Origin of the sequence: Schaalia canis, from assembly GCF_003858455.1 — a bacterium.
GTDB lineage: Bacteria > Actinomycetota > Actinomycetes > Actinomycetales > Actinomycetaceae > Pauljensenia > Pauljensenia canis.
The window spans coordinates 551,597-565,041 of the sequence record NZ_RQZF01000001.1 but is presented as its reverse complement, the minus strand read 5'-3'; the positions used below and the strand labels follow the sequence as shown (position 1 = coordinate 565,041).

Annotated in this window: 13 protein-coding genes; 7 read left to right on the top strand and 6 right to left on the bottom strand. The window is 59.4% G+C overall.

The features are described 5' to 3' along the window. Positions 1 to 16: 16 nt before the first annotated feature. Positions 17 to 760 (top strand): DNA repair protein RecO, encoded by a 744-nt coding sequence (recO, locus tag EII11_RS02425; protein ID WP_124868170.1) that lies wholly within the window; start codon positions 17 to 19, stop codon positions 758 to 760. Next, positions 757 to 1,566, top strand: coding sequence for an isoprenyl transferase (locus EII11_RS02420; protein WP_124868168.1), 810 nt, complete (start codon positions 757 to 759; stop codon positions 1,564 to 1,566). Before recO ends, EII11_RS02420 begins: the two co-directional genes overlap by 4 nt. A 26-nt stretch (positions 1,567 to 1,592) precedes the next feature. Here the strand turns inward: EII11_RS02420 and EII11_RS02415 are convergent, their stop codons facing one another. The 6 genes from EII11_RS02415 to EII11_RS02390 are packed head-to-tail and all read right to left on the bottom strand — an operon-like array spanning position 1,593 to position 6,528. Next, positions 1,593 to 2,150: a VTT domain-containing protein gene (locus tag EII11_RS02415; RefSeq protein ID WP_124868165.1), complete on the bottom strand. Its 558-nt coding sequence runs from the start codon at positions 2,148 to 2,150 to the stop codon at positions 1,593 to 1,595. After that, positions 2,147 to 2,563, bottom strand: coding sequence for a Fur family transcriptional regulator (locus tag EII11_RS02410; RefSeq protein ID WP_124868163.1), 417 nt, complete (start codon positions 2,561 to 2,563; stop codon positions 2,147 to 2,149). Before EII11_RS02410 ends, EII11_RS02415 begins: the two co-directional genes overlap by 4 nt. Positions 2,564 to 2,604: 41 nt before the next feature. Further along, on the bottom strand, positions 2,605 to 3,528 hold the full coding sequence (locus EII11_RS02405; RefSeq protein WP_124868161.1) for a metal ABC transporter permease: 924 nt from the start codon (positions 3,526 to 3,528) through the stop codon (positions 2,605 to 2,607). Then, positions 3,521 to 4,381, bottom strand: a complete 861-nt coding sequence (locus EII11_RS02400) for a metal ABC transporter ATP-binding protein (RefSeq protein ID WP_420820434.1) — start codon at positions 4,379 to 4,381, stop codon at positions 3,521 to 3,523. Before EII11_RS02400 ends, EII11_RS02405 begins: the two co-directional genes overlap by 8 nt. Then, complete coding sequence (locus EII11_RS02395; RefSeq protein WP_124868159.1) at positions 4,378 to 5,454, bottom strand: metal ABC transporter substrate-binding protein; 1,077 nt, start codon at positions 5,452 to 5,454, stop codon at positions 4,378 to 4,380. Before EII11_RS02395 ends, EII11_RS02400 begins: the two co-directional genes overlap by 4 nt. Before the next feature lie 60 nt (positions 5,455 to 5,514). Then, the gene (locus tag EII11_RS02390; protein WP_124868157.1) at positions 5,515 to 6,528 is read right to left on the bottom strand and encodes a LacI family DNA-binding transcriptional regulator; all 1,014 of its coding nucleotides are present in this window, start codon (positions 6,526 to 6,528) and stop codon (positions 5,515 to 5,517) included. A 184-nt stretch (positions 6,529 to 6,712) separates the two neighbouring features. On the opposite strand from EII11_RS02390, the gene EII11_RS02385 reads away from it, so the two are divergent. From EII11_RS02385 to dusB, 5 genes are all read left to right on the top strand, one after another. Further along, positions 6,713 to 7,951 (top strand): sugar ABC transporter substrate-binding protein, encoded by a 1,239-nt coding sequence (locus EII11_RS02385; RefSeq protein ID WP_124868155.1) that lies wholly within the window; start codon positions 6,713 to 6,715, stop codon positions 7,949 to 7,951. A 182-nt stretch (positions 7,952 to 8,133) separates the two neighbouring features. After that, positions 8,134 to 9,729, top strand: a complete 1,596-nt coding sequence (locus EII11_RS02380; RefSeq protein ID WP_124868153.1) for an ABC transporter permease subunit — start codon at positions 8,134 to 8,136, stop codon at positions 9,727 to 9,729. Beyond that, on the top strand, positions 9,729 to 10,610 hold the full coding sequence (locus EII11_RS02375) for a sugar ABC transporter permease (protein WP_124868151.1): 882 nt from the start codon (positions 9,729 to 9,731) through the stop codon (positions 10,608 to 10,610). The genes EII11_RS02380 and EII11_RS02375 overlap by 1 nt, the downstream gene beginning before the upstream one ends. Before the next feature lie 186 nt (positions 10,611 to 10,796). Beyond that, positions 10,797 to 12,188 carry a glycine--tRNA ligase gene (locus tag EII11_RS02370; RefSeq protein WP_124868149.1) on the top strand — a complete coding sequence of 464 codons (1,392 nt, stop codon included), beginning with the start codon at positions 10,797 to 10,799 and terminating at the stop codon, positions 12,186 to 12,188. Continuing rightward, positions 12,189 to 13,445: a tRNA dihydrouridine synthase DusB gene (gene dusB / locus EII11_RS02365; RefSeq protein WP_124868147.1), complete on the top strand. Its 1,257-nt coding sequence runs from the start codon at positions 12,189 to 12,191 to the stop codon at positions 13,443 to 13,445.

Below are 13,445 nucleotides of genomic sequence, written 5' to 3'. Positions count from 1 at the left end.
CGCTAGATTTAGGGGCGTGACCCGTTCCTACCGTGACGAAGCAATCGTCCTCCAAACCCACAAGCTGGGGGAGGCCGATCGCATCATCACATTGCTCACCCGAGAACACGGGCAGGTGCGCGCCGTTGCAAAGGGAGTGCGCAAAACGACCTCCCGCTTCGGAGCCCACCTGGAGCCTTTCGGCGTTGTTGACGTCTTACTTCATAAAGGACGTAGTCTCGATATTGTCACGCAGGTGACTACGATCGCCGCCCATGGGCGGGCCCTAGCTGCCGACTATGAGCTCTTCACCAGTGCCTCGGTCATGGTTGAAAGCGCCCAGCGTCTCACCGCCGACTCCACCGACGGTGCGCACGCCCAATATCTGCTGCTCATGGGTGCTCTACACGCCCTAGCACACCGTCGGCACGACCCGACGCTCACACTGAACTCCTACCTCTTGCGCGCACTCGCCATTGCAGGCTGGGCGCCCTCGTGTTTCGACTGTGCCTCCTGCGGCGCTGAAGGCCCGCACAGCGCCTTCTCGATTCCCGAGGGCGGCGCCCTGTGCGACATTTGTCGTCCACCGGGAGCCGCCGCCCCCTCCCCGGACGCTATGAAGCTCCTGGGGGACCTCCTCTCAGGAGATTGGGCGGCAGCCGATGTGGCCGAACATTACGCGCGTGGCGAGGTTGCCCAGCTCGTGACCTCCTACACGCAATGGCACCTTGAGCGGCGCCTACGTTCCCTGCAACTCTTGGAGAGGACCCGACTCGCATGACGCACCTGACCCCCATGGATCGCGCCCCCCAGGACCGCACCGCGCCTGTCGCGGGGCCAGGGGAGTGGCACGCACCCTGCCCGACCTTCCACGCAGGCGAGGTTCCCGCACACGTTGCCCTCATTATGGATGGAAACGGGCGCTGGGCGAACTCACGCGGTCTCACTCGTACCGAAGGACACCGCGCGGGTGAGTATGCGCTGATGGATACCATCGCTGGGGCGATTGACGCTGGTGTGCGCTACCTGTCGGTCTATACCTTCTCGACGGAGAACTGGAAGCGGTCCCCCGCAGAAATTAACTTCATCATGAACTATGCCTCCGACGTTTTGGCTCGCCGCACCGGCCAACTCAACGAGTGGGGCGTGCGCGTGCGCTGGTCAGGACGGGAGCCGCGACTGTGGAAAAGCGTCATCCGTGCCCTGAGCGAGGCTGGTGAAGTGACGAAGAAAAACACCACCCTCGACCTTGTCATGTGCGTCAATTATGGCGGTCGCGCTGAGATTGCCGACGCAGCTCGAAAGATTGCTGCCGAGGCTGCCGCCGGGAAGCTTTCCCCCCGAGGGGTGACGGAAAAGTCTTTCGCCCGACATCTGTACCTACCGGATGTGCCCGACGTTGATGTGATGATCCGAACCTCGGGTGAACAAAGGATCTCGAATTACTTGCTGTGGCAGCTTGCCTACGCAGAAATGATGTTTGTTGACACCCCTTGGCCGGCTTTCGACCGTGAAGCTCTCTGGGATTGCTTGCTGGCCTACGCAGGGCGGGACCGTCGTTTTGGTGGGGCTATCGACAAGATCTAAAACGCGCGGAAACGTTGTAGCGAGTCTTAGCCAACCAGAACCTCGTCCTCGCTGGGGGCAGAGTGCTCAGCGTTGACATTCAAGGGACATTTCGACTGTTCGCGGCGTCGGCGCAAGTAGATCGTTAGTGCTGCAACGCCACACATACCAGCCAGCGCAATCCAGGCGATGGGATTACCCGCGATACTGCCGATAGCAGCCAGCCACAGTGCGAGTAGCCCCAAGGCGTACAGGCCCGCCCACACGATGCATCCGGGAATCATCGCCAGAGTGTAGGTGCGCCACTTCATGCGTACCAGGCCCGCGCCCGCATTGACAGCCGTTTGCACACCGACCGTGAGGAAACACAGGGGAATGATGATAATGCCCCACTTTTCGAGCATGCGTGCGCCTCGGCGTGGAACCGGCCCGTCAAACCAGCGGGCGAGGGCGCCACGCAGGCCGTCAGCGTTCTCTCCGGCAAGTACGCCTGCAGCAGCAGCGCGTCCCAACCAGTAGGTGCCTTGAGCTCGGCAGAAAATGACGAAAAGCAGGAAAGCGTATAAGGCGGGGCCTGATGAGGCCCATTCGGGGATTCCACTCATGCGTTAAAGTCCTGACCGAGTTCTTCAGCCTCACGGGTGCAATCAGCGCACAATCCGAAAAGCTCCATAGAATGTTCGACGGCGCTATAGCCGTATGCGGAGGCAACCTCATTCACCCACGATTCAATGTCCGTCTGCGCAATCTCAACCGCTTGGCCGCAATTTCGACACACCAGGTGATGGTGGTGTCCATGGTTGTCGCACAGGCGGTAGAGGGCTTCTCCATCAGAGGAGCGCAGCACATCTACCTCGCCAGCATCGGCAAGGGATTGAAGGTTTCGGTAGACAGTTGCCAAGCCCACGCGCTGGCCTTGCGTGTGCAGATGTTCGAAAATCTGCTGCGCTGAACGGAAATCGTTGACGCGTTCGAGTTCCTCAAACACCGCTTGGCGTTGTTTGGTCATTCTCTGCACGAGATCTCCTTAGCGTGGATGACGAAAAATACTAGTGGGGCTTATGGGATTTTTACCGTGCATGCGGCGCCAGATTGTGCGGAGGCCGCTGCGGCCTGCCGCTGGCGCTGAATACGACGCTGACGATCTACGAGGGTCCTGCCCGTGAAGGACAGGGCGTAGAGGCCAATGGCTAACATAACGATCATCGCGCCTGGGGACAGGTCAACGAAGTAGGTAATGATAAGGCCACTGAGGCATACCATAGCTCCAATTGTGGCTGAGTACATCATGGTGGACATAAAGGACTTCGCCCACAGTTGAGCAATAGCAACCGGAATCACCATGACCGCTGACACGAGCAATGCGCCCACAACCCGCATTGAAACGGCAACAGTCAATGCTGACATCACAGCAATGAGCATTGACAGTGCACGGACAGGGAGGCCGGTCGAACGGGCAAATTCCTCATCATTCGACACAGAGTACAGTGCGGGTGCCAGTCCCACGCCAACGGCCAGGATACCGACAGCAAGCACGCTTGTGATGGTGATGTCAGACCAGGTTACCGTCGAAATAGAGCCAAAAAGGTACGAGGTGAGCTGGGCAGACGTTCCCCCTGCCAAGCCAATAAGAAGTACACCACCGGCAATGCCGCCGTAAAACAGCATCGCCAGGGCAACGTCAGCAGAGGTTCGGCCCGACGAGCGGACAACCTCGATGGACACCGCACCGAGGAGCGAAACAAGAAGCGCTCCTGGGATGGCGTATTGATCGGCGGAGGCAGCATTCGCTGCCGTTCCTGCCAGCCATCCCAAAGCAACACCGGTCAGGGCAATGTGTCCAATCCCATCCCCAAGCATGGCAAGCCGCCGGTGGACAAGGTAGGTGCCAACGATCGGGGCACTCAGGCCAACAAGAAGAGCGATCAGAAGAGAGCGCTGCATCAAAGGTGAGGACAAGAGCAGCATGAAGTGTTCACTCATGGATGCCTCCGGCAATGTCACTGCGCCCTAAAATGTCGCTCAGGGTCGCTGCCGAGTAGGAATGGCTGCGTTCGGCCTCGCCGTGGTGGTGATGGGTGAGCGCGTGAGGCCCCTCAGTACTGTCAAGGTGAGCCGGGCCGTCATAGGAAATATGTCCCGAGGCCAGGTGCAACTCTCGGTCCAAGAGAGGGCCAAGCTCTCCGAGCTCATGGAGGACCACAAGGATCGTCGTTCCCTGAGTCTTGGCTTCCCCGACTACCTCGGCTAGGCGTTCACGAGAGTGAGCGTCGATTCCGGCCAGTGGTTCGTCCATGACAAGAAGGTCAGGGTTGCGCACCAGAGCCCGAGCAATGAGGGCACGCTGCTGCTGGCCTCCAGAAAGAATCTGCATCGGGTCTTTGGCCCGGTGAGTGAGTCCTACGCGTTCAAGCGCTTCAAGAGCGCGCCCTCGATCACCTGGGCGTGCCCAGAGCCTGCGCGGGCCGAGTAATCCTGAACGTACTACTTCCTCCACCGACGAGGCGATGCCGCCACCGGAGTTGAAGCGTTGAGGGACGTATCCCACGCGGTGCCAGGGCACTGAACGAGGTTGACTGACATCAGCGCCAAAGAGGTAGGCGGCGCCTCCTGTGATCGGTGCAGTGCCCATGAGGGTGCGCATGAGTGTGGACTTGCCTGAGCCATTCGCACCCGTCACAGCGATGGCTTGGCCAGCGGGAACGTCGGTGTTGATGCCATGCAAAATGAGCTGTGTGTCCCAGGCAACGTGAAGATTCTCGCAACGCACGACGGCCGCAGCGGGCGAGGGATTGCCCGCTGCGGCCTGAACGTGTTCAGTCAGTGCCCTGCTCACTTGCAGGTCAGTGCCTTGCGCAGCGCAGCAATATTGTCACGCATGACATCGGCGTAGTCCTTGGAAGCATCGGCTTGGCTTTCAAGCGGGTCAAGGACAGCAGTGGTGATGCCAAGATCAGCGGCGAGGGTTTCAGAAACCTTCGGATCAATGAGTGTTTCGGTGAAGATCGTGGTGAGTCCCTGATCCTTGACGACCTTTGCAACCTCTGCCAGACGAGCGGGGGAGGGGGAAGAATCGGGATCTAGACCAGAAATGCCCACTTGGGTGAGGCCGGTACGGTCTGCCAGGTATCCGAAAGCATCGTGGGCAGTGACAAAGGTTGTGTGTTCGCAGCTCTTCGTGCCTTCAACGAGTTCGGTGGAGAGCTCATTCATGGCCTTAGCAACACTTGCTGCACTGGTGGTGTAAGTTTGAGCGTTTTCCGGGTCAGCCTTGGCAAATGCCTGGCCAATGGCGGTAGCAGCCTGGGCCATGCGCTGGGGATCCAACCAGAAATGGGGATCCTGGTCGCCGTGGTCATGATCGTGGCCAGCATGGTCATGATCGGCGTGTTCTCCTGAAGCCATGTGGTCGTCGTGGGTGTGGCTGTCGTGGTCATGACCGTGATCGTGTCCATCATGACCGGATTGACTGTGGTCGTGATCGGATTGGCTGTTGTCGTGGTCGTGTCCATGATCGTGGTCGTGTTCCCCGGCGATCAACTGGACGGCAGGTGCAACGTCAATGATGTGCTCAGGGCCATTGTGGGCAATGGCCTCGTCAACGGCACTCTGGAAGCCGGAAAGGAACACGACGGCATCAGCTTGTGCCAGTTGGGCAACTTTGGCGGGGGAGAGCTCAAGATCATGAGGCTCAGCGCCAGGAGGGGTCAGGGTATCCACAGTGACCAAGTCCCCGCCTACCTGCTCTACCAGGTACTGCAGGGGGTAGAAGGAAGCGTAGACGGTCAGTTTCTCGGTGCCTGCGGCGTCATAGGGGACGGCGCTTTGTGGTGCAGGGTCGGCTGAACAAGAGGCCAGCGCCAGTGCAGTTACAGCAAGAAAAGCAGGGAGAATACGTCGCTGAGTCATAGAACCATCGTCACGTTAATGAGAACCGTTGTCAATCGGAAGTGGGGTATCTCCCGCGCCTTATCGTGGGCAGGCCCCGGTGGATGCTCGCACGATCAGATCGGGGGTGTAGATGAAGGCCCCCCGATGCACCGTCGAATTATGAAGCTGGGCGAAAAGGGCTTGGACGGCCGCGTTTGTGATAGCGGCAACGGGTTGGCGCACGGTTGTGAGCGGCGGATCCAAGTGAGTCATCAACATTGAATCATCAAAACCGACAACAGAAATGTCCCCCGGAACCTCAAGGCCACGGTTCTTAATCGTGCGAATCGCCCCAAGCGCCTGAAGGTCTGACCCTGTGACGATTGCCGTAATCCCTTGGTCGATCAAGGTTTCGGTTGCAGTTGCGGCAGCTTCGTAGGTGTAGAAGGTTTCGATGACAATGGGATCTTTCTCGCCAAAAAGTTGCTCCATCACATGCCGGAAGGCTTCGACCTTGCGGGCCGCAGGAACCATGTGGGACTGTCCACCAAGGAGGGCAATGCGAGAGTGGCCAAGCTCGCGTAGGTGGTGAACCGCTGCTTCGATGCCCATGCCGTCACCGGTTGAAAAGTCTGGGGCAGGAACTTCGTCTCGAGCGCCGTTGATTGTAACGAAGGGAATACCTTTGTCGTGCAGTCGCTGATAGCGGCTGAGATCGCCACGGTAGTCGGCATGACGGCCTGAAACGAAGATGATGCCTGAGACGCCTTGGTCGAGGAGCTTTTCAACGTGATCGCCTTCTGAGGTGGCGCCAGGGGTTTGAGAACAGATCACCGGTAGAGCGTCTGCCCGCGCAACCTCGCTTTGGATGGCGTGGGCGTAGGTAGCGAAGATCGGGTTAATCAGCTCTGGGGTGATAATCCCAATCAGGGTTGCAGCCCCTGAGCGCTCGCTGGCTGGGCGTTCATATCCGAGCCTGTCGATCGCAGTGAGGACACGATGGCGCGTGTCTGCTGACACCGGGCCGGTGCGGTTAATGACACGTGAAACGGTGGCGGTAGATACGCCCGCGTGTTGGGCAATATCCATGAGTCTTGTGCGTGGTTTCGCCATTGAACTGTCCTCGTGTCGTCAGAACTATGTCAGCACTGTGTCAGCGCGTGCGTGACGTATATCAAATGTAACAAATGAATGACGTTGCAGAAAGTTGTTGCAGAAACAATTGTTCGCGCTTACAGTTTCTTTCAAGGCCGCATGCACCTATCCGCAGGCGGCAACGATATACAGGAGTTGTAACATGCGACGTGGCATTGCAGCGCTGGGTGCTATCGCCCTCACCGCTACCCTTGCAGCCTGCGGCGGTACCACCGCTCCCGCAGCCGATACCGCAGAGTCCTCTGCACCTGCAACCGAGGCCGAAGCCAAGGTGGGCGCCCTCACCATCTGGGCAGACGACACCCGCTACAGCCAGATCCAGGAACTGTCTGAGAACTTCACCGCAGCAACCCAGGTTGAGGTGAACGTTGTGCAGAAGTCCGTTGACGACATGGTCGACGAGTTCATCGCCCAGGTTCCCACCGGCAAGGGCCCGGACATCATCATCACCGCTCACGACAAGCTTGGCCAGATGGTTTCCAACGGCGTCGTGGGCCCCGCTGACATTTCCGGCATCAAGGGCAAGCTCGCCCCCTCGGCTGTTCAGGCTGTCACCTACGAAGGCCAGACCTACGGCGTTCCCTACGCCCTTGAGTCCATCGCGCTCATCCGCAACAACGCCCTGACCAAGGCTGAGCCCGCAACCTTCGACGAAATGATCGAAGCTGGCAAGGCTGCTGGTAAGGAATACCCCTTCATCATGCAGGTTGCTGCAGAAGGCGATCCCTACCACATGTACCCCTTCCAGACCTCCTTCGGCGCCCCTGTCTTCAAGCAGGAAGCTGACGGCTCCTACATCTCCGAGCTTGGCTTCGCAGGCGAAGAGGGCACCAAGTTCGCTGAATGGCTCAAGGCTCAGGGTGAAGCCAAGGTCTTCGATACCGCTATCACCGGCGACATCGCCAAGCAGTCCTTCATCGACGGCAAGGCCGCCTTCACCGTGACCGGCCCCTGGAACGTCGGCCCCTTCCGTGAGGCTGGCATGGACATCTCCATCCTCCCCATCCCCTCCGCTGGTGGCCAGCCCGCACAGCCCTTCGTTGGCGTTCAGGCATTCTTCGCTTCCGCCAAGACCCAGAACCAGCTCCTGGTGAACAAGTACTTCGAGTTCCTGGGCACCGATGAGGCTCAGACCAAGCTCTACGAGCTTGGCAAGCGCATCCCCGCCATGCCTTCCGTGGCCACCAAGGTTGACGATGCCGACATCAAGGCCTTCGCTGAGGTTGCAGGCTCGGGTGTTCCCATGCCCGCCATCCCCGCCATGGACGCTGTCTGGGGCTTCTGGGGTGTCACCGAAGCAAACATCATCACCGGCAAGGAAGCTCCTGCTGAAGGCTGGATGAAGATGGCTGAAAACATCACCAACGCCATCAAGAAGTGATCGCGTGACCATGTGACTGTGGAGGCCCTGGGCTCCCTAAGGACGTCCAGGGCCTCCCTGTTGCTTGGGCTACCATGTAACAAAAGCCGGCCCGGCAGCGCCTCAAAGAGGAGACGTTTAGCCCAAAAAGCCTGACCAGGCCGCACCCATACATCCGCGCAGTTGTCCACAGGAGAGCAGCAATGAGCGCCCCCACTGCCACCCCCGCCCCTGCGGAGGAGACACCTACCTATCGGCCATCCCACGCCAGAGACGTGCGACGCCCCGGCTTCTTCGTCAAGCTCATCTTGATGATGCTGATTAACGCACTTGGACTCTACGGCATCATTACCGCATTCTTTGTTGACGCCTGGCTGATCGTCGGCATCCTTGCGATCATGCTTGTCGCCGTCAACTTCTTCTACTTCTCCAGCAAGATGATCCCCGCCAAGTACCTTGTACCCGGCATGATCTTCTTGCTCATCTACCAGGTCTTTGTCATGGGCTACACCGGTTATGTGTCGCTCACCAACTACGGCCAGGGACACAACTCCACCAAGGAAGACGCCATCGCTGCGATTCTCGGTCAAAATGAGCGTCGCGTCGAAGGAGCTCCCAATGTCCAAACTGCCGTCGTCGAAGACGGCGCAGGCCTTGCCCTGGTTGTCGCAGACCCGACAACTCATGAACTCATCATCGGTGCAGCCGGAGATGAACCCACCCCCATTAAAGGCACCGTAACCGCAGCAGGCATCACCGAGGTCGAAGGAAAGACCATCCTCGGCTTCGCTGAGCTCGTTCAACGCCAAGACCAACTCTCAGGACTACGTCTTCAGGCTACCGACGACCCCAACGACGGCTTCTACGTCACCACAGACGGCACCTCTGGGTACCTCGCTAAGTCCTTCTTCACCTACGACGAAGCAACCGACACGCTCACTAACACCGAAACCGGAACCACCTACACCGACTCAGGTAAGGGCTCCTTCGTGGACGCTCAGGGCAGTGAAATCAGCCCCGGCTGGCGCGTCTTTGTTGGCTTTGAGAACTACCTCAATATCTTCTCTGGCCCTGACCTGGGCGGCCCCTTCCTCAAGGCTCTCCTGTGGTCCTTCGTCTTCTCTATCGTCTCGGTCATCTCAACCTTCGCCTTCGGACTTTTCTTGGCGCTGGTCTTTGCTGACACTCGCGTGAAGGGTCGCCGAGTTTTCCAGTCGCTGCTGATCCTGCCCTACGCCTTCCCTGCCTTCCTGGCAACCCTGGTGTGGCGCGGCATGCTCAACCACAAGTTCGGCTTTATTAACCAAGTGTTCTTCGGTGGCGCCGAGATTCCGTGGCTGACTGACGGACTCCTGGCCAAGATTTCGATCCTCGGCGTGAACCTGTGGCTGGGCTTCCCCTACATGTTCCTTGTGGCACTGGGCGCTCTCCAATCCCTGCCATCGGATGTGATGGAAGCAGCCAAGATGGACGGCGCAGGCCCTCTGCGCACCGTATTCTCGGTCAAACTTCCACTGGTGCTCCAGTCCACCGTTCCCCTGTTGATCGCCTCCTTTGCCTTCAACTTCAACAACTTTGCGCTGATCTACATGCTGACCGGCGGCGGACCGAACTACCCAGGCCTGTCCGTGCCCTTGGGTGAGACAGACATTCTCATCTCCATGGTCTACAAGATCGCCTTCGAATCCGGCACCAAGGACTACGGCCTAGCATCAGCCATGTCCATCGTGATCTTCATCGTGGTGGGCGTGATTGCCTGGCTTGGCTTCCGTCAGACGAAGACATTGGAGGAACTGTGATGGCAAAGAAACAAGAACTCCACACCGCAGTCACCGGCACGCGCTGGTGGGCCGAAGTGGGCTGGCGCTACATCGTCGGCGTCCTCGTGGTCATCTACTGCATTGTGCCCCTGCTCTACATCCTGTCGGTATCCCTGGTGCCTGGCGCCACCCTGACGGGCTCCAACGAGCTGTTCCGCACGATCTCCTTCCAGAACTACGTCGACCTGTTCAATCACCCCGACTACAAGCACTGGGTGGTCAACTCCCTGATCGTCTCGTCGATCACCGCCATTGGCACCGTCCTCATGGGCGCGGCAGCGGCATATGCCTTCTCGCGTTTCCGCTTCAAGGGTCGCCGTGGCACCCTGACCTTCCTGCTCCTTGTCCAGATGTTCCCTCAGATGCTGGCCTTCGTTGCACTCTTCCTGCTGCTCCTTGGCATTCAGGAAGTATTCCCCGGCCTCGGTCTGAACTCCCACTTTGGTCTGATCGCCGTCTACCTGGGTGGCGCGCTGGGGTCCAACACCTTCCTCCTCTATGGCTTCTTCAATTCCGTTCCCCGTGAACTCGACGAAGCTGCCGAGATTGACGGTGCCACCCACGCTCAGACCTTCTGGACCATCATCATGCCGCTGGTGCTCCCAGTGCTTGCTGTCGTATCGCTGCTGTCCTTCATCTCCAGCTTCGGTGACTTCGTCATTGCCAAGGTCGTTCTCCAGACCCCTGACAAGTTCACCCTCGCTGTCGGCATGTACCAGTGGGCAGCCGATGACCGTATCGCTCCCTGGGGCCTCTTCGCCGCAGGTGCAGTGGTAGCCGCTGTGCCGGTCATCCTGCTCTTCCAGTACCTACAGCGCTACATTGTCTCCGGCCTGACAGCCGGTGCAGTGAAGGGATAATCGGCCATTGCCCACACTGCGCAGTGGGGGCGGGTGTTCGTACCAACCGAGTACGGGCACCCGCCCTCGCTGTTTGTCCAAGAACATATGAGGGCGAATCGCTTTTGCCGACCCGCCCTGGCTACACTTGGATGGTCAACCGCCGCGCCAGCCAGGTGCGGTGCGCACACTCAAAGGAGCAATACAGTGGTGAAGGGACCCTCCCGCCTCGATTCCGTCATTAGCCTGGCCAAGCGTCGTGGCTTCGTCTTCCCCTCCGGTGAAATCTACGGAGGAACCCGCTCAGCATGGGATTACGGGCCGCTGGGCGTTGAACTCAAGGAGAACATCAAGCGTCAGTGGTGGAACCGCGTCGTACGCTCCCGCGAAGACGTCGTGGGCCTGGATTCTTCAGTGATTCTCCCCAAGCGCGTGTGGGAAACCTCCGGCCACGTCCAAGCCTTCACCGACCCCCTCGTTGAGTGCCTGAGCTGCCACAAGCGACTGCGTGAAGACCAGCTCATTGAGGCCTACGCTGAAAAGCATGACGTAGCTGAATCTGAGGTCACCCTGGCGATCGTCGCCTGCCCCAACTGCGGCACCCGCGGCCAATTCACCGAACCTCGCGCATTCTCTGGCCTGCTCAAGACCTTCCTGGGCCCCGTTGACGACGAGGCCGGCCTGCACTTCCTTCGCCCTGAAACCGCCCAGGGTATCTTCACCCAGTTCGCCAATGTCATGGCCTCTGCTCGTAAGAAGCCTCCCTTTGGCATCGGCCAGATCGGTAAGTCTTTCCGCAACGAAATCACCCCCGGTAACTTCATCTTCCGTACTCGCGAGTTCGAGCAGATGGAGCTGGAGTTCTTCGTGGCCCCCGGCACCGACGAAGAATGGCACCAGTACTGGATCGACGAGCGTTTGGCATGGTATGTCGACCTGGGTATTAAGCGCGAGAACCTGCGCCTGTACGAACACCCCCAAGAAAAGCTCTCCCACTACTCCAAGCGGACCGTGGACATCGAATACACCTTCGGTTTCCAGGGCAGTGAATGGGGCGAACTCGAAGGCATCGCCAACCGTACCGACTATGACCTGTCGGTCCATGCCGAGGCCTCGGGTGAAAAGCTCGACTACTTCGACCAGACCACAAACGAGCGCTGGACGCCGTACGTCATCGAGCCCTCTGCTGGCTTGACCCGCTCTCTCATGGCCTTCCTCATTGAGGCCTACACCGAGGACGAAGCCCCCAACGCTAAGGGCGGCGTCGACAAGCGCGTCGTGCTTAAGCTTGATCCTCGTTTGGCTCCAGTGAAGGTCGCTGTCCTTCCCCTGTCCCGCAAGGAAGAACTCACCGGCCCCGCCCGCGAGCTCGCTCAAGAGCTGCGCGCCCTGTGGAATGTCGAGTACGACGATGCTGGCGCTGTTGGTCGCCGCTACCGCCGTCAGGACGAGATCGGCACCCCCTACTGCGTGACCTTCGACTTCGATTCCCTTGAGGATGGTGCTGTGACCATCCGTGAGCGTGACACGATGGTTCAAGAACGCATCCCCCTCACCGATGTCAAGGCCTGGCTGGCCGCACACCTGGTGGGTTGCTGAGTGAGCTCCACAGCTTCGAGCAATCGCAGCGGCCCGGCCCCCACGGTGGAGGTCGGGCCGCTGCGTCTGTGGTCTCCGGTTATTCTCGCTCCGATGGCCGGCGTGACTGACGCGCCCTTTCGTCGACTGTGCCGACTTTATGGAGAAGAAGGACTGCCAGCGGAACTGACCCCTGACAGTGCTCATCACGCGCAGCGCGGTGTTGACGCGCCCGCAGGCCTGTATGTCACAGAAATGGTGACCTCCCGCGCCCTTGTGGAGGGCCGGGAACGCACTCGCGATATGGTGCGCCCTGACCCCACCGAACGCGTCCGCTCGATTCAGCTTTACGGGGTTGACCCCGCAATTATGGGGGCAGCCGCTCGTGTGCTCGTCGAAGAGGATCTGGCTGACCATATTGACATTAATTTTGGCTGCCCTGTTCCGAAGGTGACGCGAAAGGGCGGGGGAGCAGCCCTACCGTGGAAGCGGGACCTCTTCTCTGACATTGTTGCCTCGGTTGTGTCATGCGCTGAGGACTCAGGTCGGAAGATGGGACGTGACGTGCCCGTGACCGTCAAGATGCGCGTGGGTATCGACGACGATCATGTGACTTTCGTTGATGCTGCTCAGATTGCTCAGAGCAAGGGGGCTGCTGCCGTGGCCCTGCATGCGCGGACGCAAACGCAGCACTATTCTGGCCAGGCTGACTGGACTCAGATTGCGCGTTTGAAGGATCTGCTGACCATCCCCGTTTTCGGTAATGGTGACATTTTCGAGGGCGAGGACGCGGTGCGGATGATGGAACAGACCGGCTGTGACGCGGTGGTTATTGGCCGCGGATGCCAAGGCCGCCCCTGGCTGTTCCGTGACATTGTCGCTGCTGTCCACGGTCGAGAGATTCCCACGCAACCGAACCTGCGCGAGATCGCCGACATTATCCTGCGCCACGCTCAGTGGGTGGTGGAGGACCAGGGTGATGAGCTTCGCGCTCTGCGGGAGATGCGCAAACATGTCGGCTGGTACATGCGCGGTTTTTCCGTAGGCGGACCTGCTCGTGCGGCGTTGAACCTCGTGTCGTCCTTGGATGAGCTGCGTGAGCGTTTGGCGGAGTTGGATCTTGATCAGCCTTTCCCGCAGGCTGCTCAAGGACCACGAGGCCGGGCGGGCGGCGAGAAAACGCCGCATCTTCCTGACGGGTGGTTGGATTCGCCCTACCTGACTGAGGGGGAAAGAGTTCAACTACATATGGCTGAGGATGGTGTATCTGGTGGTTGA